The sequence below is a fragment of the Acinetobacter pittii genome, from assembly GCF_034067285.1.
GTDB lineage: Bacteria > Pseudomonadota > Gammaproteobacteria > Pseudomonadales > Moraxellaceae > Acinetobacter > Acinetobacter pittii_E.
This window is the reverse complement of record NZ_CP139286.1, coordinates 850791-870468: the sequence shown is the minus strand read 5'-3', so window position 1 is coordinate 870468 and position 19678 is coordinate 850791. Positions and strand designations below refer to the sequence as shown.

General features: G+C 37.8%; 18 protein-coding genes and 1 tRNA gene. 8 read left to right on the top strand and 11 right to left on the bottom strand.

Annotation, left to right across the window (positions count from 1 at the left end):
- Positions 1-151: 151 nt before the first annotated feature.
- The gene (radA, locus tag SOI81_RS04065; protein ID WP_005073053.1) at positions 152-1540 is read left to right on the top strand and encodes a DNA repair protein RadA; all 1389 of its coding nucleotides are present in this window, start codon (positions 152-154) and stop codon (positions 1538-1540) included.
- Between the two features lie 82 nt (positions 1541-1622).
- Positions 1623-2612: a Tim44 domain-containing protein gene (locus SOI81_RS04060; protein ID WP_016140221.1), complete on the top strand. Its 990-nt coding sequence runs from the start codon at positions 1623-1625 to the stop codon at positions 2610-2612.
- Between the two features lie 57 nt (positions 2613-2669).
- Here the strand turns inward: SOI81_RS04060 and epmA are convergent, their stop codons facing one another.
- From epmA to ydeP, 5 genes are all read right to left on the bottom strand, one after another.
- A complete protein-coding gene (epmA, locus tag SOI81_RS04055; RefSeq protein ID WP_320541267.1) occupies positions 2670-3644 on the bottom strand; it encodes an EF-P lysine aminoacylase EpmA in 975 nt (324 codons plus the stop codon).
- Positions 3641-4708: a 4-phosphoerythronate dehydrogenase gene (pdxB, locus tag SOI81_RS04050; RefSeq protein WP_320541266.1), complete on the bottom strand. Its 1068-nt coding sequence runs from the start codon at positions 4706-4708 to the stop codon at positions 3641-3643. The genes epmA and pdxB overlap by 4 nt, the downstream gene beginning before the upstream one ends.
- A 106-nt stretch (positions 4709-4814) precedes the next feature.
- Entirely contained in the window at positions 4815-5207 is a 393-nt protein-coding gene (locus SOI81_RS04045) for a YkvA family protein (RefSeq protein ID WP_320541265.1), read from the bottom strand.
- Between the two features lie 150 nt (positions 5208-5357).
- The gene (fdhD, locus tag SOI81_RS04040) at positions 5358-6143 is read right to left on the bottom strand and encodes a formate dehydrogenase accessory sulfurtransferase FdhD (protein ID WP_320541264.1); all 786 of its coding nucleotides are present in this window, start codon (positions 6141-6143) and stop codon (positions 5358-5360) included.
- Positions 6144-6220: 77 nt separating this feature from the next.
- Complete coding sequence (gene ydeP / locus SOI81_RS04035; protein WP_320541263.1) at positions 6221-8629, bottom strand: FdhF/YdeP family oxidoreductase; 2409 nt, start codon at positions 8627-8629, stop codon at positions 6221-6223.
- 402 nt (positions 8630-9031) lie between these two features.
- On the opposite strand from ydeP, the gene glxK reads away from it, so the two are divergent.
- The gene (gene glxK, locus SOI81_RS04030; protein ID WP_320541262.1) at positions 9032-10189 is read left to right on the top strand and encodes a glycerate kinase; all 1158 of its coding nucleotides are present in this window, start codon (positions 9032-9034) and stop codon (positions 10187-10189) included.
- On the opposite strand, the gene SOI81_RS04025 is transcribed toward glxK, so the two are convergent.
- The gene (locus SOI81_RS04025) at positions 10186-10752 is read right to left on the bottom strand and encodes a TetR/AcrR family transcriptional regulator (RefSeq protein ID WP_239967159.1); all 567 of its coding nucleotides are present in this window, start codon (positions 10750-10752) and stop codon (positions 10186-10188) included. The two genes, glxK and SOI81_RS04025, sit on opposite strands and share 4 nt — an antisense overlap.
- 122 nt (positions 10753-10874) lie before the next feature.
- Between SOI81_RS04025 and SOI81_RS04020 the strand changes: the two genes are divergently transcribed.
- Together SOI81_RS04020 and drgA are read left to right on the top strand one after the other, a co-directional pair.
- Positions 10875-11660 carry an SDR family oxidoreductase gene (locus SOI81_RS04020; protein WP_320541261.1) on the top strand — a complete coding sequence of 262 codons (786 nt, stop codon included), beginning with the start codon at positions 10875-10877 and terminating at the stop codon, positions 11658-11660.
- 32 nt (positions 11661-11692) lie between these two features.
- Positions 11693-12298, top strand: coding sequence for a nitroreductase family protein (gene drgA, locus SOI81_RS04015; RefSeq protein WP_016140212.1), 606 nt, complete (start codon positions 11693-11695; stop codon positions 12296-12298).
- A gap of 106 nt (positions 12299-12404) precedes the next feature.
- On the opposite strand, the gene SOI81_RS04010 is transcribed toward drgA, so the two are convergent.
- Positions 12405-13094, bottom strand: coding sequence for a hypothetical protein (locus SOI81_RS04010; protein WP_320541260.1), 690 nt, complete (start codon positions 13092-13094; stop codon positions 12405-12407).
- 218 nt (positions 13095-13312) lie between these two features.
- A complete protein-coding gene (locus SOI81_RS04005) occupies positions 13313-13930 on the bottom strand; it encodes a TetR/AcrR family transcriptional regulator (RefSeq protein ID WP_209734219.1) in 618 nt (205 codons plus the stop codon).
- Positions 13931-14037: 107 nt separating this feature from the next.
- Between SOI81_RS04005 and SOI81_RS04000 the strand changes: the two genes are divergently transcribed.
- Positions 14038-14901, top strand: a complete 864-nt coding sequence (locus tag SOI81_RS04000; RefSeq protein WP_320541259.1) for a metal-dependent hydrolase — start codon at positions 14038-14040, stop codon at positions 14899-14901.
- Positions 14902-15008: 107 nt separating this feature from the next.
- Here SOI81_RS04000 and SOI81_RS03995 read toward each other — a convergent pair whose 3' ends face one another.
- Positions 15009-15584 (bottom strand): TetR/AcrR family transcriptional regulator, encoded by a 576-nt coding sequence (locus SOI81_RS03995; RefSeq protein WP_320541258.1) that lies wholly within the window; start codon positions 15582-15584, stop codon positions 15009-15011.
- A gap of 757 nt (positions 15585-16341) precedes the next feature.
- Between SOI81_RS03995 and SOI81_RS03990 the strand changes: the two genes are divergently transcribed.
- Both SOI81_RS03990 and SOI81_RS03985 read left to right on the top strand, forming a co-directional pair.
- Positions 16342-17535: a hypothetical protein gene (locus tag SOI81_RS03990; protein ID WP_320541257.1), complete on the top strand. Its 1194-nt coding sequence runs from the start codon at positions 16342-16344 to the stop codon at positions 17533-17535.
- A 166-nt stretch (positions 17536-17701) separates the two neighbouring features.
- Positions 17702-18445 carry an LEM-3-like GIY-YIG domain-containing protein gene (locus tag SOI81_RS03985; RefSeq protein WP_320541256.1) on the top strand — a complete coding sequence of 248 codons (744 nt, stop codon included), beginning with the start codon at positions 17702-17704 and terminating at the stop codon, positions 18443-18445.
- Positions 18446-18872: 427 nt separating this feature from the next.
- Here the strand turns inward: SOI81_RS03985 and SOI81_RS03980 are convergent.
- Both SOI81_RS03980 and greB read right to left on the bottom strand, forming a co-directional pair.
- Positions 18873-18962, bottom strand: a tRNA-Ser gene (locus SOI81_RS03980).
- A gap of 89 nt (positions 18963-19051) precedes the next feature.
- Complete coding sequence (gene greB, locus SOI81_RS03975; protein ID WP_081172935.1) at positions 19052-19546, bottom strand: transcription elongation factor GreB; 495 nt, start codon at positions 19544-19546, stop codon at positions 19052-19054.
- Positions 19547-19678 lie beyond the last annotated feature (132 nt).

The window sequence follows — 19678 nt, the reverse complement described above, 5'->3', positions numbered from 1 at the left end:
TCTTTTAGATTAGTTAACACATGACAAAGACCTGATTTTTACGTTGTTTTAAATTAAGCAAAATGTATTCCACATCAAAACTGATTCTCTATTTTGGTTTTGTTATACTCCGTTTCTACTATTAATTAAGAAGTTTTCAACTGAATCAAATATGAGCAAAGTCAAAACTGTTTACCGTTGCGAGCAATGTGGGGCCGATCATCTTAAATGGGCTGGTCAATGCTCAGAGTGTGGTGAATGGAATTCTCTGACTGAAGTCAAACTTGAGCCGACCACTGCTCACCGTGCACGTCCAAAAATTGGAGGCTATGCCGGTCAAGTCGCGAATATTACAACATTAAATAAAGTTTCAGTTTCGCATGAAACCCGCTTACCTACAGGGATTAGCGAATTTGACCGTGTACTTGGTGGCGGTTTGGTGACAGGTTCTGTTGTGCTGATTGGTGGTGACCCTGGTATTGGTAAATCGACCATTCTTTTACAAACCGCAACTCATATGGCAAGCGCAAAAAGCTCTGCGCTTTATATTACCGGTGAAGAATCTTTGTCTCAGGTTGCGCTTCGTGCTCAACGCCTTGACTTACCTACTGACCAATTAAAAGTCATGGCGGAAACCTGTGTAGAACGAATTTGCGAAGTTTTAGAACAAGAAAAACCTGTAGTGGCTATTCTAGATTCGATTCAAACACTTTATACAGAAACCCTCCAATCTGCTCCGGGTGGTGTTTCACAAATTCGTGAATCTGCCGCTTTATTAACCCGCTATGCAAAAAATAGTGGCACGGCGCTCTTCATTGTTGGTCATGTGACTAAAGAAGGTGCACTAGCAGGTCCGCGTGTTTTAGAACATATGGTGGACTGCGTACTTTACTTTGAAGGCCAATCAGACTCTCGTTATCGCATGATTCGTGCAGTTAAAAACCGTTTTGGTGCAGTGAACGAACTTGGCGTATTTGGCATGACTGATAAAGGCCTACGTGAAGTTGCCAACCCTTCTGCCATTTTCTTAAGTCGATATGATGAAGCGATTCCCGGTTCAATTGTTATGATTAGCCGTGAAGGAACTCGCCCGCTTTTAGTTGAAGTACAAGCGTTAGTTGATGATGCTCAAGGACAACCACGACGTGTTGCTTTGGGTCTTGAGCAAAACCGTTTAAATATGCTGCTTGCTGTAATGCATCGTCATGGCGGTGTTCAAACCACGGGACAAGACGTTTATGTCAACATTGTAGGTGGCTTAAAAATTACCGAAACAGGTTCTGACTTGGCTGTCTTACTCGCATGTGCTTCAAGTTTGCGCACTAAAGCGTTGCCTCAACAGCTTGCAGTTTTTGGTGAAGTTGGTCTTTCTGGTGAAATTCGCCCAGTTCCTAACGGACAAGAACGTCTAAAAGAAGCTGCAAAACATGGCTTTAAATATGTCATTTTACCAAGAGGAAACGCCCCTCAAAAAGCAATTCCGGGCGTTCAAGTCATTGCCGTTGCCCGCTTGCATGAAGCGTTGACCGAAGCGATGCAACTCAGTGATGAATTGACATAAAAAAACATACTTTTAAGGTTGAAATTTAGAGTAAATACCTGCATAAATACTATTACAAATTAACTTTAAACAGGAATTTCCTATGGAAGTACACCAGCGTGGCTTGATTACCGGTATTTTAATGGCTGCTTTAGCAATTTCTCCTCTTGCTGAAGCTAAACGTGCAGGTGGTGGTAAAAGCCACGGTATGGCACGTTCTACTACTTCAAGCCAGTCTTATCAACAACCTCGTCAAGTGACTCCTGCTCAACAACCTGCTACGGCACCTCAAAGATCAGGTCCAGGCGTAGGTTCAATGGTTGCGGCTGGTGTGGCTGGTGCTGCCGTAGGTGCTGTTGCAGCAAATGCTTTAGCTGATGACAAATCAACATCAACTGAACAGCAAGCAACACAGCCTGGAAATGAACAAGCTGCTCAAGCCCAAGAAGAGAAAAAAGGTGGAATCCCTGGCTGGATTTGGGTCTTACTTGCCGCAGCTCTCGCTTTCTTTGTATTCCGTAAATTGGGATCAAAAAAAAAATTAGCGGGTAACAACCCTTACGCACCAAATAATGACGGTCAAAACCCATTTGGCCGTTCTGCTGCACCACAAGCTGCTCCACGTAATGCTGGAGATAATACAAATATCTTTGGTCAATCTGTGGGTGGCGGTGCAGCAACCCAAGCGCCTTTTGGTGGTGCAACAACGAGCAATGGCAATCAACTTCCAGATGGTACTGAGCCTGCTGCGTTCTTGCGTATTGCACGTCAACGTTTTAATCACATCCAGTCGATGAATACTGCAAGTAACATTGAAGAAATTCGCCGTTACTTAACACCAGAACTTTATAGTTCTATGTATAACGACATTATGGAAAACCAAGATCAAGACGTTGCTGAATTTAGTAACTTGAATGCGATGGTTGTAGACAGTGCGACTGAAAATGGTCAATACGTAGTAAGCGTACGCTTCACTGGTACAGTAAGTGAAGATTTAAACAGCTTGCCACAACCGTTTACTGAAATCTGGCACTTTGTTAAGCCAGTTGGTTCTCAGCAAGACTGGGTCGTTGCTGGTATTCAACAAGCTTAATTTGAATCCGTCTTAAATAAAAAAGCCACAATATTGTGGCTTTTTTATTTGTCAGTTTTAGGCAATTTCTGCTGGAAAGGTAACTACTTTTTCAATTTTGACCTGATCTGTGGCAACCATGAGTAAACGGTCTACACCTAAAGCGATACCAGAACATTCCGGCATATGAGGTAACGCTGATAATAAATGTTCATCTAATGGCATGACATGAAGGCCTTGTTTAGCACGCTCTGCATTGTCTGCTTCAAAGCGTGAACGTAACACGTCTGCATCAAGTAATTCATCGTATGCATTAGCAAGCTCTAAACCTTCAATATAAACCTCAAACCGTGCTGCAACCTCTTCCCCATCTTCATCTACTTTTACTTTTGCTAAAGACGCCATTTCTGGCGGAAAGTCAGTTAAAAAGACAGGCGCATCAAAACCTAAACTTGGCTCAACAAAATGAGAAAACAACAAATCCATATAAGCTAAACGGTCATCGCCTAAATCAAGGTTTAACCCCACACGATTTGCCGTATCTTTGAGTTGCTTCAGCGTTGCTTGTAAAGGGTTGATGTCTAGGCGATCTTGAAAGGCATGCTTATAACTTAGAATAAACGGACGAAATTCACCAAAACGATGTTGCAAACAGGTTTGCAATAAATCAGCGGTTTCATGCATTAAAGCTTTTAAGTCTAGACCCGGACGATACCATTCAAGCATGGTAAATTCACTGTTGTGTTTGCGTCCGTGTTCATCGTCTCGGAAAACCTTACAGATTTGATAAATCGGCCCGCTGCCACTTGCCAACAAACGCTTCATGGCAAACTCTGGTGACGTTTGTAAATATTGAGTTCGCAATTTGCCATTAATATGACGTAAAACCTGAACAGAAGCTAAATGTACATCGGTGACACCTGCTTGTGAAACAATGGGTGTTTCGACTTCCATCACATCACGTTCAGCAAAAAACTGACGAATTTGAGTGTAAAGCTTAGCACGAGCCTTTAAAGCATCAATTGAACAAGTAGGTTGATAACTTAAACTCATGCCTGTGGTCTCCCATGTGCTGCCCATTCACGGCGCAGCGGATAATTCTTACGTAATAAATCAAATGCTTTTTGCTCAACTTTGCCATCTTTAATACAGGCACGAATGTTGGCGTCATCTTGAGCAATATCATAAATCTGAGCTAATTTTTGCTTTAACACTGCTTTTAAATCATTTCCTGAAAAATAGTCTTCGCATGTAGGCAACTGAGTCTCGAAACGCTTATTTATATCAAAACCAAACTTTTGGCAGAACGCTTCATAAATCATTTGCGTACCGCGTGCCTTACCTTCCAAGCTATAACCTGCAATATGCGGTGTTGCTAAGGCCAACATATCTATAAGTTCTTCAGAGATGACGGGTTCATGTTCAAATACATCAAGCACGACTTTACGCTGAGTACGTTGAATGTCTTCGATTAAAGCAGCTTCTTTAACGACTGGGCCACGTGCACTATTAATTAAAATCGTGTTCGGTTGAAGCGCTGCAAAAGCTTTTTCATCAAACAGATGATATGTGGCATGTTCACTATTTTTAGTAAGCGGCACATGAATTGAAATTGCATTGGCTTGTTGCAACAAAGTTTGAAAGTTTACATTTTCAATTGAATCTAAATGCACATATGGGTCAAAACCAATCACATTCCAACCAAGTAACTGGGCCATATAGGCCAAACGCTTACCGACATTTCCAAGACCAACAATGCCTAGCGTAAATTTTTCTTGTGGTTCTAAAAGGCTCGCATCTAAATGAAGTAAAGCAGTAATGACATATTCAGCCACAGCCTGGGCATTACAACCTGCGGCATTGGCCCACGTAATACCTTGTTTTTCTAAAGCCGCGATATCTAAATGATCAGTACCGATTGTCGCGCTACCTACATATTTTAATGCTGTATTTTCAATTAAACTTTCATTCACTGCGGTGACTGAACGAACTAATAATGCTTCAGCATCTTTGACATCTGCATGAGTTAAAGTGCGCCCTGCTTTGTGTTGAATATCGCCAAACTCAGAAAAAAAGTAATCGGTAAATGCCAAATTTTCATCTGCGACGATTTTCATTGTCTGCAACCCATAGCTTATAAAAATGTTATTATCCTTTGAGTTGTAGCAAAGCACAATGTTAATGCCTTTAAATTCACGATTCTAAACTTTGATGGTTTATAAATTACAACCCACCACCAAAATAGAAATAAGCTATCATTGCCAGAGTTATCCAAATTAAAATAATGAGTACGGCAACCAAATAATTTTGAGGTCGACGCTCTTGCTGTTCTAGCCATTCTTCAGCTTGTTGTTCTGCATCAAAAATGACTTGTTTAGGCGTAAATCGAACCGCTAACCAAATCAGTATGGGCAAAATTAAAGCGTCATCAATAAATCCTAAAATGGGAATAAAGTCTGGAATTAAATCGATCGGACTAAAAGCATAAGCCACAGCCACCACAGCAATAATTTTGGGTAACCACGGCATTTGAGGATGCTTTGATGCAAACCAAAGCATAATAATTTGTTTTTTTAGACGTTTTGCCCAATCTTTTAAAGACTGCAACCAAGCCATTGGGACACACTCTGAACTCCATACATCTGATCATAAAGTATAAAGCTCGTGCTTAACTTAAAATTAGGAAAAATAGAAATGTATATTTCCATTATTTTTGAGCATTCTTTTGATTCGCACTTATTTCATCAATATTTTAAAGCGCTATGCTCATGTATATAAAACAAAATCATCTCCGCGACAAAAGCTTGCCAATGTTAAGCCAGATATTTTTGCGAGCCTAATAGCCATGCTGGTTGGAGCAGAAATTGAAGCCAATAAACCAATATTAAGCTGGGCACATTTTCGTATCAGTTCATAGCTTGCACGACTGGTCATCACCACAAAACCTGCACTGGTGTCATAGTTTTCTTGAGCTAAATAACCCAGCAATTTATCTAAGGCATTGTGACGGCCAACATCTTCAAATAAAGCTATAATTTTGCCTTCAACCACCCAAGCTGCGGCATGTGCTCCACCTGTTAAGGCAGTAATTTTTTGCTGATCTTTTAATTGAGAAATCGCGACTGGAATTTGTTCGAGCCACTCTCTGGAAGGTTCGATGGTAATTTTAGAAATATCGAGCTGAAGCTGCTCTAAACTTTCAATGCCACATAAACCACAGCCTGTACGACCCACCAACATACGTCGTCTTTCTTTTAAGGCAGCAAAAGCTCTGGATGAAATGGTCATTTCAACCGTAATGCCCAATTCACTTTGATGAACCTCAATGGCATATAGTTCTTTTAAGCTCGTTAAAATTCCTTCGGAGAGGCTAAAACCTTTGGCAAATAAATCGACATTTGTCGGTGTTGCCATCATCACCGCATGAGAAATACCGTTATATACCAAAGCAATCGGATGCTCTTGAACAATATGATCTAAAACACTTTTAGACTCGGCTTTCTTAAACCGCTTTACTTGTAATGTTTCAACCCCATAAGAATCTGGTGTCAAAATAATTTCCTTTATCTTGAAGTGGCGCTTTGAATAGCACCACTTGTTGAGATGATATTGTTAATATCGCCTTTGATTTAAAGGCTGCTTACTTTTCTATCTGCATCTTCAGGGTCAACTGCCGTTGCCAAGTTGAAGTGCTCTGGTGCATTACCGGGATGCAAAATCACCGGCACACTTTTGGAAGCCGGAATCTTGGCATATTTATCATGACTGCTTAAGGCCACTAAAGGATTGGTCTCTGGATAGTAAGCCGCTAAGCTGCCACGTGGAATGTTGTATGGCACAATACGGAAACTGTGCACAATACGCTTCACGCCATCTGAGAAAACACTTTCAATATCAACCCACTGGTTTGCTTCAAAACCAGCTTCATCAATATCGGCTTGATTCATAAATAACACACGGCGCTGGCCGAACACCCCACGGTAACGGTCATCGAGACCATAAAGCGTCGTGTTGTATTGGTCGTGAGAGCGAGTGGTCATTAAGGTATAAACTTTACTCTCGGTATATGCAGCAGCATATTGATGTTCTTTATCGGCATAGACTTCACTCAGCGGTGTAATCATAAACTGCGCTTTGCCACTTTTTGTATTCCAGATGTGCTGATTGGCTGGATGCTCTAGGTGGAAACCACCCGGTTTATAGACACGTAAATTAAAGTCATGGAACTCATCAAATACATCGGCGATTGAGTCACGAATACGGTCATAACTTTCAATGTACCATTTCCATTTGATCTTACTGTCTGGCAGCACTGCTTCAGCCATTCTTGCCACAATGTCTGGTTCAGACAAAATATTTTCAGAAATTGGAGTATTACGCCCGGCCGACAAGTGAATATTACTCATCGAATCTTCGACAGAAATGGCCTGCGGACCATGAAGCTGCTCATCAATTTCGGTACGGCCTAAACATGGCAAAATGAGCGCGTCTTTACCACACACCAAATGACTACGGTTTAACTTGGTGGCAACATGAACAGTTAAATCACACTTTCTAAGCGCTTCTTGCGTATAGGTGGTATCGGGCGTTGCAACAGCAAAGTTTCCACCTAAACCAATAAAGACTTTGACCTCACCTTCAGCCATGGCTTTAATGGTTTCGACCACACCAAAACCATTTTTTCTTGGTGATTTAATTCCAAACACGCGATCAATGTTGTCGAGTAATTTAGGACTAGGTAGCTCATTAATGCCCATGGTGCGGTCGCCCTGCACATTACTATGCCCACGAACTGGACAAAGCCCTGCACCCGGTCTACCAATTTGACCACGCGCCAATAATAAATTGGCTAACATATGCACATTGGCTGTTCCGTGGCGGTGTTGAGTAATACCCATTCCCCAACAGAAAATTGAGCGCTCGGACTCTAAAAACAGTTGGGCGAGTTTTTCTAAATGCTCTGGTGATAGCCCCGAGTGTTTATAAATATCTTCCCACTCAGTTCTATCGATCTCAGCAATCATCTCATCAAAACCGACTGTATTAACCGCAATAAAGTTTCGGTCAAAAACACTAGGTTTACCTGAAGCAAGTGCTTTTTTATCCCACTCATTTAAGTGCTTTAAAATCCCTAACATTAGCGCATAGTCACCACCAATTTTAGGTTGGAAATAATAGCGACTAATTGGTGTACTACCATTGGTCATCATTTCAAGCGGTGCTTGCGGGTCTTGAAAGCGCTCTAGACCTCGCTCTTTAATCGGGTTAATCGCAACAATATTACCGCCACGTTTAGACACTTCTCGTAAAGTACCTAACATACGTGGGTGATTGGTTCCGGGGTTGTGTCCAAAACTGAAAATTGCATCAGCCAAATCAAAGTCTTCTAGGGTAACGGTGCCCTTTCCTAAACCAATCGAGTCAAGTAAGCCAACACTTGTGGTTTCATGGCACATGTTCGAACAGTCTGGAAAATTATTTGTACCAAAGCTTCGCACAAACAATTGATATAAAAATGCCGCTTCGTTACTGGCACGACCAGAGGTATAAAACGCAGCTTGGTCTGGGTGGTCTAGCGCATGGAGGTGTTTAGCAATAATCTGAAATGCTTCATCCCATGAAATAGGAATATATTTATCGGTTGCAGCATCGTAGCGGACTGGATCGGTCAAGCGGCCTAAGTCTTCTAGAAAAAAATCACTTTGTTCTGATAACCAACTAACAGTGTGACCTGCAAAATATTCAGGAGTAACTGTTTTACTGGTCGCTTCAAAAGCCACTGCCTTTGCGCCATTTTCACAGAAGTTAAATGCATGAGCATCTTTCTTTTCTGGCCAAGCACAACCGGGACAGTCAAAACCTGTAGGCTGGTTAATGTTGAGTAAGGTAATTGAACCTTTTTTTAAAATATCTTGTCGCTTTAAGTTTCGAGCAACACTAAGAAGCGCTCCCCAACCGCCAGCAGGATGAGTATATGGCTCAATTCGCGCAAAGCCATTATTTTCCTGTATGTGCTTTTGTTCTTCTGAATTATCCACTTTTTTATCCTCTTATTTCTTCTTACACACTCAACAGATTCAATAAAATCACAATTTAATTATGGTTATATCTAGGCGATCTGCTGTTTAGCTGGTCAGGAGAGTACGCTTTTTATCTTATTCACAATATTTTAAAAGCTGGCTCAACCCTGCTTATAATATGTGCCATATTCTTTACAATTACAATAATTCAGTCTATTAGTGTTATTTTTAAAAAATTATATATAACAAATAATTAAAAATTTATTGGATGTGTTTTTTACAGATAAAAACATTATTATTGGTTTTCATTTTTAACAGATTAGACCGATTTTTCAAATTGACTCTGATTTGGTTTTATCTATGCTTTTTTCGTATTAAGCAGTATAAATCAATTAAAAACCCATCAGAATTAGAGTGCTTATGAAAGTCATTATTGCCCCTGACTCTTTTAAAGACAGCTTATCTGCTTTAAACGTAGCTCAAGCAATTGCCAAAGGATGGCAAGCAGTTTTCCCCCATGCCGAAACGATTTTATGTCCTATGGCAGATGGCGGTGAAGGAACCATTGAAGCTGTTTTAGAAGTCTGCGGTGGTCAATGGCGTGAAAAAACCGTGGTCGGACCATTAGGTCAGCCTGTTCAAGCTAAATGGGGATGGTTAGAAAATCAAAGCATCGCCATGATTGAAATGGCTCAAGCGAGCGGCATACAGTTAGTACCGCCTTCACAACGTGATGCCTGCCACAGCACAACGTTTGGAACGGGCCAGCTCATTTTGGATGCTTTAGATGCAGGTGCAAAAGACATCATTCTAACTGTGGGCGGTAGCGCCACCAATGATGGTGGCACAGGATTGCTCAGTGCTTTAGGCGCAGTTTTGCTCGATGCTAACCAAAACGTTTTACCTGCTGGCGGCCTTGCCCTTAGTCATCTTTCAAAAGTTGATTTAACACATTTCGACTCACGTATTCAGCACACACGGTTTTTACTGGCTGCCGATGTAACTAATCCACTTTGCGGCGCAAACGGCGCATCACATATTTTTGGACCACAAAAAGGTGCTTCTCCTGCTCAAGTCCAGTTACTCGATGAAGCGCTTTCTCATTTTGCCGATGTCTCTGCACACCTTTTAGGTTTCGACAAACGAGATGAAGCAGGTTCTGGTGCTGCTGGTGGTTTAGGTTTTGCAGCCAAAAGTTATTTAAATGCGGAGTTTAAAGCTGGAGTTAAAGTTATCGCCGAACTTAACCAACTGGCCCATAAAATTTCAAATGCAGATTGGGTCATTACAGGTGAAGGTAAATTTGACCAACAAACCTTAAGTGGCAAAACAGTGTTTGGAGTGAGTCAAATTGCCAAAGCGCACAATGTTCCTGTTATTGTGATTGCAGGAACATTAGGTGAAGGCTACCAAGCGCTTTATGAGCACGGGGTTACGGCTGCTTTTTCACTAGCCAATGGTCCAATTACATTAGAACACGCCTGCGAACATGCAGCCGACCTGATATATGAGCGAACAGTAGATATTGCGAGACTAGTTCAATTTAGCCAAACAAGTTTGAGAGATAAAAAAGTTTAATCAGCTAACTTTAACAGGCTCTCTCTACAACTTTCTAATATTTCATCGCTAAGTGTAGACTGATCAGGGCATGCGCGAGATAAAGCAATTGCTCCTACAGACTGGGCAAGAATATTAATGGCTTGCTTTCTTAACTCTGCCGTTTCTAAAGAAACTTGTTTTTCTCGTTCATTCATAATGAACTGAATAAGCTGCTCAATACCCTCTTCAAATTCGACTTTCACTTCATCTGGCTGTCTTGCGGCATCACAAGATAGTGCTGTTAAAGTACAACCCTGATCTCGATTGTCTCGATGAGTACGAGATACGTACATTTCAATAAATTGAGTTAAATTTAAACCTTCTATTCTTTTTAAAACCTGCTCAAGACCATGTTTGACGGTAATGGAAACAAGGTCTGTTTTCGAGCTGAAATGTTTATAAAACCCACCGTGGGTAAAGCCTGCGCTAGACATTAACTCGGCAATGCCGACGCCGTCATAGCCTTTACTACGAAACAGTTGAGTCGCCTTTTCAACAATTTTATCTCGGTTTTCTTTTACCTGAGTTTTACTGACTTTCATGATGGCGCACCCACTTTTATTCACCCTACTCATTATAATTATACATTGATTATGATTGACATCAAAACCCGTATATTTTAGATTATAATCATCATCTAAAAATTAAAGCGTAGAGATATCACATGTCAGCTCAATCAAAAGTACTTATTACAGGCGCTTCGTCAGGAATTGGTTCTGTTTATGCAGATCGATTTGCTCAACGTGGCTATCACTTAATCTTGGTTGCACGGGACACAAACCGCTTAGATAGGATTTCAAAAGATCTTCAAGAAAAATACGCTGTACAGGTCGAGTTCATTCAAGCCGATTTATCAAAAGATCAAGACATTAGTAAAATTGAAGATGTACTCAAAAACGATGCTGATATTGAAATTTTAGTCAACAACGCAGGGATTGCCCTTAGCGGAAACTTTTTAACTCAAGATCGTCATGAGATTGAAAAACTTCTGACTTTAAATATGACTGCAGTTGTTCGGTTATCTCATGCAATTTCCCAACAACTTATACGCAAAGGTAAAGGCGCTATTATCAATTTAGGTTCTGTGCTTGGATTAGCGCCTGAATTTGGTTCTACAATTTACGGTGCTAGTAAATCTTTCATCCAATATTTTAGCCAAGGTTTATATTTAGAATTAAAAGATCATGGCGTGCATGTGCAAGCCGTATTGCCTTCTGCCACTAAAACCGAAATTTGGGAACGGTCAGGCATAGATTTAAGCCAAATACCGCCATTAATGGAAGTAAATGATTTGGTAGATGCAGCTCTAATTGGTTTTGACCGTAAAGAAACAATTACAATTCCTGTGCTGAAAGACGAAAATCAATGGAATAATTTTGAAAAATTACGTATTACATTACTACCAAACTTTTCTTCGGCTGATGTAGCTCAACGTTATAAAATTAACTAGTATCGCTACCCCCTCTTAAGTAGGAAAATCTTATGAATGTTATTGATGCCATCCGTAACCGTCGCGCAGTTAAACGCTTTGACCCTGCTTTTCAAATCTCTGATGATGACAAGAAGCAATTATTACAAGAAGTTTTAGCAAATGCCCCAAGCGCTTTCAACTTACAACACTGGCGTCCAGTCATCATTGAAGATGCTGAGTTAAGACAAAACATCCGCACCATTGCTTGGGACCAACCACAAGTTACAGAGTCATCATTACTGATTGTACTATGCGCAAAAGTAAGTACATGGGAAGCCGATGCTAAACGTGTATGGGATGGAGCGACTCCGGAAGTTCAAAATATTATGGTTGGCGCGATTGACCAATATTACCGTGACCGTCCACAAACCCAACGTGATGAAGTTATGCGTAGTGCGGGTATCTTTGCTCAAACCTTAATGCTGCTTGCTCAAGAGCATGGTTTAGATAGCTGCCCTATGGATGGTTTTGACTTTGATGCGATGGCGAAACTGATTAACTTACCTGAAGACCACGTGGTGTGTTTAATGATTGCAGTTGGTAAGTCGGCTTCTCAGCCTTACCCACGTGTGGGCAAACTTCCTTACGATGATGTAATTACTAAAAATACCTTCTAAGTTATTAAAGTTTTAGGCTTCCATACGATTCCACATTATTTAATATAAATCGTTTGGAAGCCTTACCATATATAAATTTAAGGCCGTTCGTGTCTACTCGTCTAAACTATTTTTTAGAAAGTTTTTCTGCACCGAACTGAATAGGTAAAGTAATAATATCCAAGCCTAGTGCTAGTGGAGACAGTAGATTTTTCTTTAAAGTATTATTTTTATTTTCTTGCATAGTTAAACGCTGTTCTTGAAGTACAATTGGGATAGAACCCGTTAACGATAACTGAATCGTCTGTTTTGTACCTTCATAAACAGTACCTTTTATGGCTATATTTCTACTTAAATATATTCCTTTCTCTTGATTATTCACCTGTAAAGATTCTTCTAGAAAACCCAATTTAAGCAACTCTTGCTTCTTCGTATTACTCAGCTGATTAACTGGTACGGGATGATAAAAATAGATGTGCCCATAAAAGATATTGTTATTATAAACGTCTAATTCAAGCGGTAATTTATTAAGCAAAATACGCTCTTGGTTAGGTAACTTTTGCGTAATATTTAATAAATCAGAACCACCTTCGGTAAGTAGATAATTAAATTTTTCGCCGATGAGTAGAGCACGGGACGATTTTTCATTTTTAGATTTTGTTTCCCCTATACCAATAATATTGTCTTCGTGTAATACGTTACTAGTAAATTTCTGCTCGTAGCTTGGATATTTAGACTCCAATGATAACGATGCACAAGCGGTAAGATGAATTGCAGTTATGAGAAAAGTTAGTTTTAAGCAATTTGAAATAGACACGCTCTTATCACTTGAGTACAAAGAAAAGGCCAAAAATTCTACCTCATCTAAAAATGTAAGTAAAAGCAGCCGAATAAGCCTCTATTACGCAACTTTATAGCTACTTTTCTTAATTCAACTAAGCAAACTAAGTTTAATGGGTTTTAGATTTAATACATTTTTCTTTAAGTTCTTCTAAAGCTGAAGGCTCCATTGGCGCAGTCATCATAAAGGTTAAGTTAAACCACCTTATTTCTATCATTCTCTATGTATGACATTGTAAGGTTAATTAAGCAGTCAACTAATTCTTCAAAAGTAAAACCCATATTTTGTGAAGTAAAAAAGTTCATCGTTAAAGCAATACTTGAATGAATCAAAATATAAACCATCATTTTCAAGTTTTTGATTTTTAATACTTCAGGATGTTTCATGGCATATTCAATGGCTAAGACATTGATCGCTTTTACAGCTTTTACATGGCTTGCTTCAGTACTATATTTAGAAGAAACACTAAGCCAATAAAAATATTTATTATTATCTTTTGCCAAAAATTCACCGATTTTTAAAAAAATTGTTCTGATTGCTTCAGGGATCTCTAAATCTAAAATTTCAGGAATTACGTCATAAATGACTTTCGATATTTCCATAATAAAATGCTGCTGCATCTCAATGAAAAGTGCTTCTTTATTTTTGAAATATTCATAAAAACTTCCCGATCCTACCCCTGCTATCTCACACACTTTAAGCACAGTTGTATGGTCTAAGCCATTTTTCATAACAGAGATAAATCCTGCACTTACTATAGACTCAAATGTATTTTTAGCTCTATTTTGTTTTGGTTTTCTTATAGTTACCATTACCTTTTATCCTTCTAAAAATCCGTCTTTTTTCCGTATAAATTCATTGATAAATTCTAGTTGAAATCAAAATTTGATCAATTATTTTTTAAAGATGAGTTAAAAAAATGAATACAGCTCTCGCTACAAATCAAAAAATTGTTCGTCGTAATGTTGAACTTTCTTACGATACGAATAAAAGTTACTCTTTTTATTACGAAGAAAATCCTGTTGTTACTTCTTTGTTCGTTGTACTTTCCGCCATGTTTCCTCCGGGTGAAATGTTCTTTATTGAAAGTATCAGAAATGTTCGAAGCCAAATTAAAGATGAAAAACTTTTAGAAGATATCAGAGCCTTTATTGCTCAAGAAGCCTTTCATAGTCGTGAACATAAAACCCTGAACAATCACCTCATACATTCTAACTACCCTGAAGTAATCGAGATTGAGGCCAAAACCAAAGCACGTTTGGATAAGTTACGTAAACTTTCAACGGTCGAACAAGTCGCGGCGACCGTAGTCATGGAACACTACACGGCTACCCTCGCTCGTCTATTGCTCACAGATCAGTTAATTAAAAGAAAAACTACACAAGAGAGCAGAAATCTTTGGGAGTGGCATGCACTCGAAGAGCTTGAACATAAGTCGGTCGCATTTGATGTGTTAAATGCGATCGGTGGCAACTCGAGCAAAAATAGAAAACTCGCTTTAGCTAGAGTCACAAAACTTATCATGCCTATTATGTTTGAATATTGGATAAAAATTTTAAAAAGAAAAGATATTAGATTTAGCTTAAAGCAATTAAAGGACGGCGTTTATTTAGGATTTGGAGGAGTTAATCGGTTGGGAATTTTATCGAAAGCATTTGTAGATATGCTTGATGTCAGAGATGAAAATTTTAACCCCTTACACATGCAAACCGAGCAATTAGAGGCCGAATTTCGTGAAAAACTATTTGGCCAACAAGGTTTTTTAAAAGAGTCTCTAAGCTAGAAAAATCAATATGTAGGCCCTCATTTGAGGGCTTTTATTGAAATGACTAGCTGAATGCTATAAGCCAAACTTTTGATCTATTCTCACGTTCTATTCAAACTTAGGATCTATGACTTAGAATGAGAAAGTGAGGGGATTTTTTGGTAAAAATAGTCTAATAATTTCTCTCTTTCATCTGCTTTGTTTGAGTCTAAAAGCTGAACCATTGCCCCATCAATCATAAATAAAACGATGTCGGCATCGGGTTTTAATGAACTGGTTTCTAGACTAAATATCAGATCAAAAAGCTCTCGTAGCAACCATTTTCTATATTCAATCGCCATTTGATAAGCTTTCGGGTAAAGCAGTTTTATTTCAAAAATGGCTTTAAACAAAAGATGGTAAAAGCTATTTAAATCGACATGTAAAAGAAAAATTTCTTTAAGTTTATCCTGTGAGTTTGGGTAACGATGCGAATAAATAATTGCCAGCACTTCTTCTTTTAGCCGACTTTTTTGAAAGGCTATGCATCTTTCAATGAGTCGCTCTTTGGACTGAAAATAATTATAAAAAGTCGCCTTCTGAATTTTGCATTTTTTGATCAGAAGGTTTACCCCTGTATTGTGAAATCCATAAATCGTAAATAGCTGAATTGAAGTACAAATGACCTGTAATTTTTTGGCAGATATTTCTGAATGAGGCATATTTTTACCGTTTTAAAATAAGTTCTTGTTGTAGGTGAGATACTTTTTTGGGAGAAAAAAAGCACAGCAAAGCCTATAAAGACTGTGCTTGGCACATCTCAAGTTTTATTGTTGCTAAGTTTTAGTCGTGACGATTTAAAGCCTGAAAAACCCTTAGGTGTTCAAACCGCTTTAACGTTTAAGTTGTGTCGATATAGACTTTAGCAAAGGCTGCCAAGAAATTAAGAATGTGCAAAGCCAACTCCTTTTTATTGGGAGTTCTGCCAAGTCATTAAAGTTATGGTGGCAGAACGAGAAAGGGTTAGCAGACTAGTAATAACTCAAACTAGCACACCCGTAGGTGTCCCTCTCCCGTCCTACCGCTACGGGAAAGGAACGAGTGGCTACCACACAAGACTATTCCTCAGAAGGAATGACTCTGATGCGGGAGTTATTATGCGGTCTGCTAAAACCGACTGGCAATGTGGCCAGCAGGCAAAGAATAGTGCTCTCCCCTTTTGCAGTCAAGCACACAAAATGACATTTGTTTTAAAATAGATCATTAAAAAGTAAGGATAAATAATGAGTTGGTTATTGTTAAATTGGGGTTTATAAAGGGAAAATAAATACAGCCTAGAAAGATTGTGTACAAGATGTAGTATATTAATTTTAGATATTCTAAGAAATTATCAAACTTAAATATATTTTATAGGATGGTATTTTAAGAAAACAAGTCATATATTACAAGGACTTTAAAAGAAAGGAAGTATTAAAAACAATGTTGACAATAATGTATCCAGAGCTGTTAGGAATTATTAAAGACTTACATGGAGGAATATTACCTATAAAGATTGGAAATGAATTTAAATTAATACTTAAAGTCCCCAAAGAGTTTATCCTAACTGCAAAAATTAATAGTGGATTTCAAATTTTTTTAACAGAAATAAGAGATGATAAAAATATCGTTCCTTTAATCATTTCTACTTTCTATGATGATAAAGATGAACCATTAGTGATTAAAACTCCATTATTTGAAGAAGAACTTAGTTATTGGTACAAAGAATTCTTATTACAAGATAAATGCGAAGTTCACTTTTTTAATGAAAATAACTATGAGTTGCTAAGTTGTAGTGCAGAAATTTCTAAAAATGATACTTGTTCTAGGAAAGTTGAAGAACTTAAATTTATCAGAATTGAAGATATAAACTCTAGGGTGCTACAAATAGAGCTTAATGATTGGTTTATTCTTGATAAACTTGATCAAAATTTAAAATTAGAGCTAAAATTTCTAAAAGATGAACTTCTTAGTAATTATATGATTTTAGATGCATGTGCGACTTCAAAGGAGCATGTAACTGATAATTTGATTTATCATACACAGTTAGAAAGAGAAGAACCTGGTGCATTTCAAGAAAGTGAAATAGTAAAAATTTTAGGAAGAGTTTTTGAACCTGATAATATTTTTCTAAATCCGCTTCGATTGGAAGATGGCGAGGAGATAGCAGATATCATGATTATTACTAATTCTGAAATTTTAGTAATCCAAGCTAAAGATAGTCCAAATACTGAAGAACTATTATTAAACACACTTGAAAGAAAAAAAAGCAAGGCAATTAAACACTTATCTAAAGCTATACGCCAATATGAAGGTGCTGTAAAATATTTATCAAAATCTCCTATACTTAACTTTAAGATAGGAAATGAAAGTTTCACACAGAATATTGATAAAAAAAATGTGTATTCGTTAATAGTAATCAAAGAGCTATTCTTGGAGGATTATGAAAAATATTCCGAAATGCTTTTATCTAAAAGCAATCAATTAAATAGACCTTGTATTTTTTTAGATTTTATTGATTTACATAAATTCTCAATGGTTTGTAAAGGTGACAAAAAAAGCTTTATAGGCTTATACGACAGAATCTATACTCTTGCAAATAAAAATAAAATTTTTGCTAAAACTGTTGTTAACTAGTATTAAATTTGGGGAAGGCCATACTTCCTCAAATTAACAAAGTTTTAATGCAACAATTTAGATATAACTTGGTTGATCAGTTGATTGAGAACACTCAGTTTTTACTTATTTCTTATAATCTTTATCATATAGTTATATAAAATTTATAGCCTTATAAGTGGATTTAATGAGTAAAGAGTACTTTCGAGCTGGTGTAATAGAAAATTTACAATATTATGTATATCGTTTAATCGATCCTAGAGATGGACAAACATTCTATGTTGGTAAAGGAAAAGGAAACAGAATATTTAGTCATATCTATGATGAGCAAGTATCAAAAGAAAGTGACGTAACTTCTGATAAAATTCAGCGTATTCGAGATATTAAAGCTTCTGGATTAGAAGTTCTCCATGTAATACATAGGCATGCTCTAAATGAACAAACCGCATTTGAAGTGGAAGGAGCATTAATTGATGCTTATTTAGGACTGACTAATGTTCAAAATGGAGCTGGGAATAGTGAAAATGGTGTCATGCATGTCCATGAAATTAATCAAAAATATGCAGCTATAGAAGCAGTTTTTGAACATAAAATTTTATTAATTTCAATCAATAAAGGAATCAAAAATAGTTCGATATATGATGCTGTTAGATTTGCATGGAAAGTAAATAAAAACAGAGCTGAAAAAGCTGAGGTCATTCTTGCTGTCGCTCATGGAATTATACGTGGAGCTTATATCAATGCTAATTGGTTAGAAGCTATAGCAAAGAATTTTCCACAACATATAGTTCGCGATACAGATTCCCATAAATTTGGTTTCATAGCAGATGAAGCTCCAGAAGATATCAAAAAACTATATATTGGTAAAAAAATTCCAAAAAAATATGAAAGAAAAAAAGGAGATATTTCTCCGATAAAATATACTTATTAATCCCCTATTTAACTTAATGGATGGTCTATGAAAAATCATTTTTAATTTTATCTATACGGTAATTTAAGTATACCCTTTAAATAGACTAAAGCTAAGTCAAATAACTATGATTTACCTGTAAAAAAGCCTCTGTTCTACAGAGGCTTTTCAACTCAAAAACTCATTATTTATGAACCCAGGACACGGCTGGTGAACCAATCCAAGCATATTTAGCCGGAATATTTCACCTTTCATCACTAAGGTTAATGGCCCTAACACAGCGTGATTGCTGTCATTAGCACTCCTCTTCAGTGCTTAAGGAAGTTGAGTCGCTAAAATGAAATAAGCAGATGCGATTTACTACTAATTATTCAAATTGATATAAAGTAAAAAATTTTAAATAGATAAAAAAAAGCCCTTGTCATTAACAAGGGCTTTTTAAGAATTTTGGCGGAAGCGGTGAGATTCGAACTCACGGAGGACTCACACCCTCGTCGGTTTTCAAGACCGGTGCATTAAACCGCTCTGCCACGCTTCCAACGAGCGCTATAATATAAACAAAAACACAAGTTGGCAAATCTTTTATTTAATTTTTAATTCAACCGCTCAAAATAAACACAAATCTATTTAATTTTCGGGGTTTTCTGTCTTTTCATAGCGAATTGTATTGATATACCACAGCTTTTTCCCAGATGGCGTGTGTACTTCGATCTCATCATCGACTTCTTTACCGAGCAATGCGCGCGCCATTGGCGATTCAATTGAGATATGTTGCGGATGATGATCATAAATTTCATCGATTCCTACAATACGTAAAGTTTTTTGCTCGCCTTCTTCATTTTCAATCTGTACCCAAGCGCCAAAGTAAACCTTGCCGTCTTGCTCTGGTGAATAATCAACAATTTTTAATTCTTCTAAGCGTTTTCCTAAATAGCGTACACGTCGATCAATTTTTCTAAGGAGCTGCTTATTGTATTGATAATCCGCATTTTCACTGCGGTCACCCAAGCTTGCCGCCCAGTTTACTTTTTTGGTGATTTCAGGTCGTTCTTCATGCCAAAGTTGTTTTAATTCAGCAACTAATTTGTCATGCCCTGACCGAGTGATTAAGTTAGATTTCATGATTAAAAACCACTGTTCAACAACATATCGCTTACAAGATGTAGCATTTTATACCCTATTTTCTCACATCAGAAGTGTATAAATTTTCTTCCTTAAGAAATTCATGTGTTTATGATGTTATATCGAAGATTT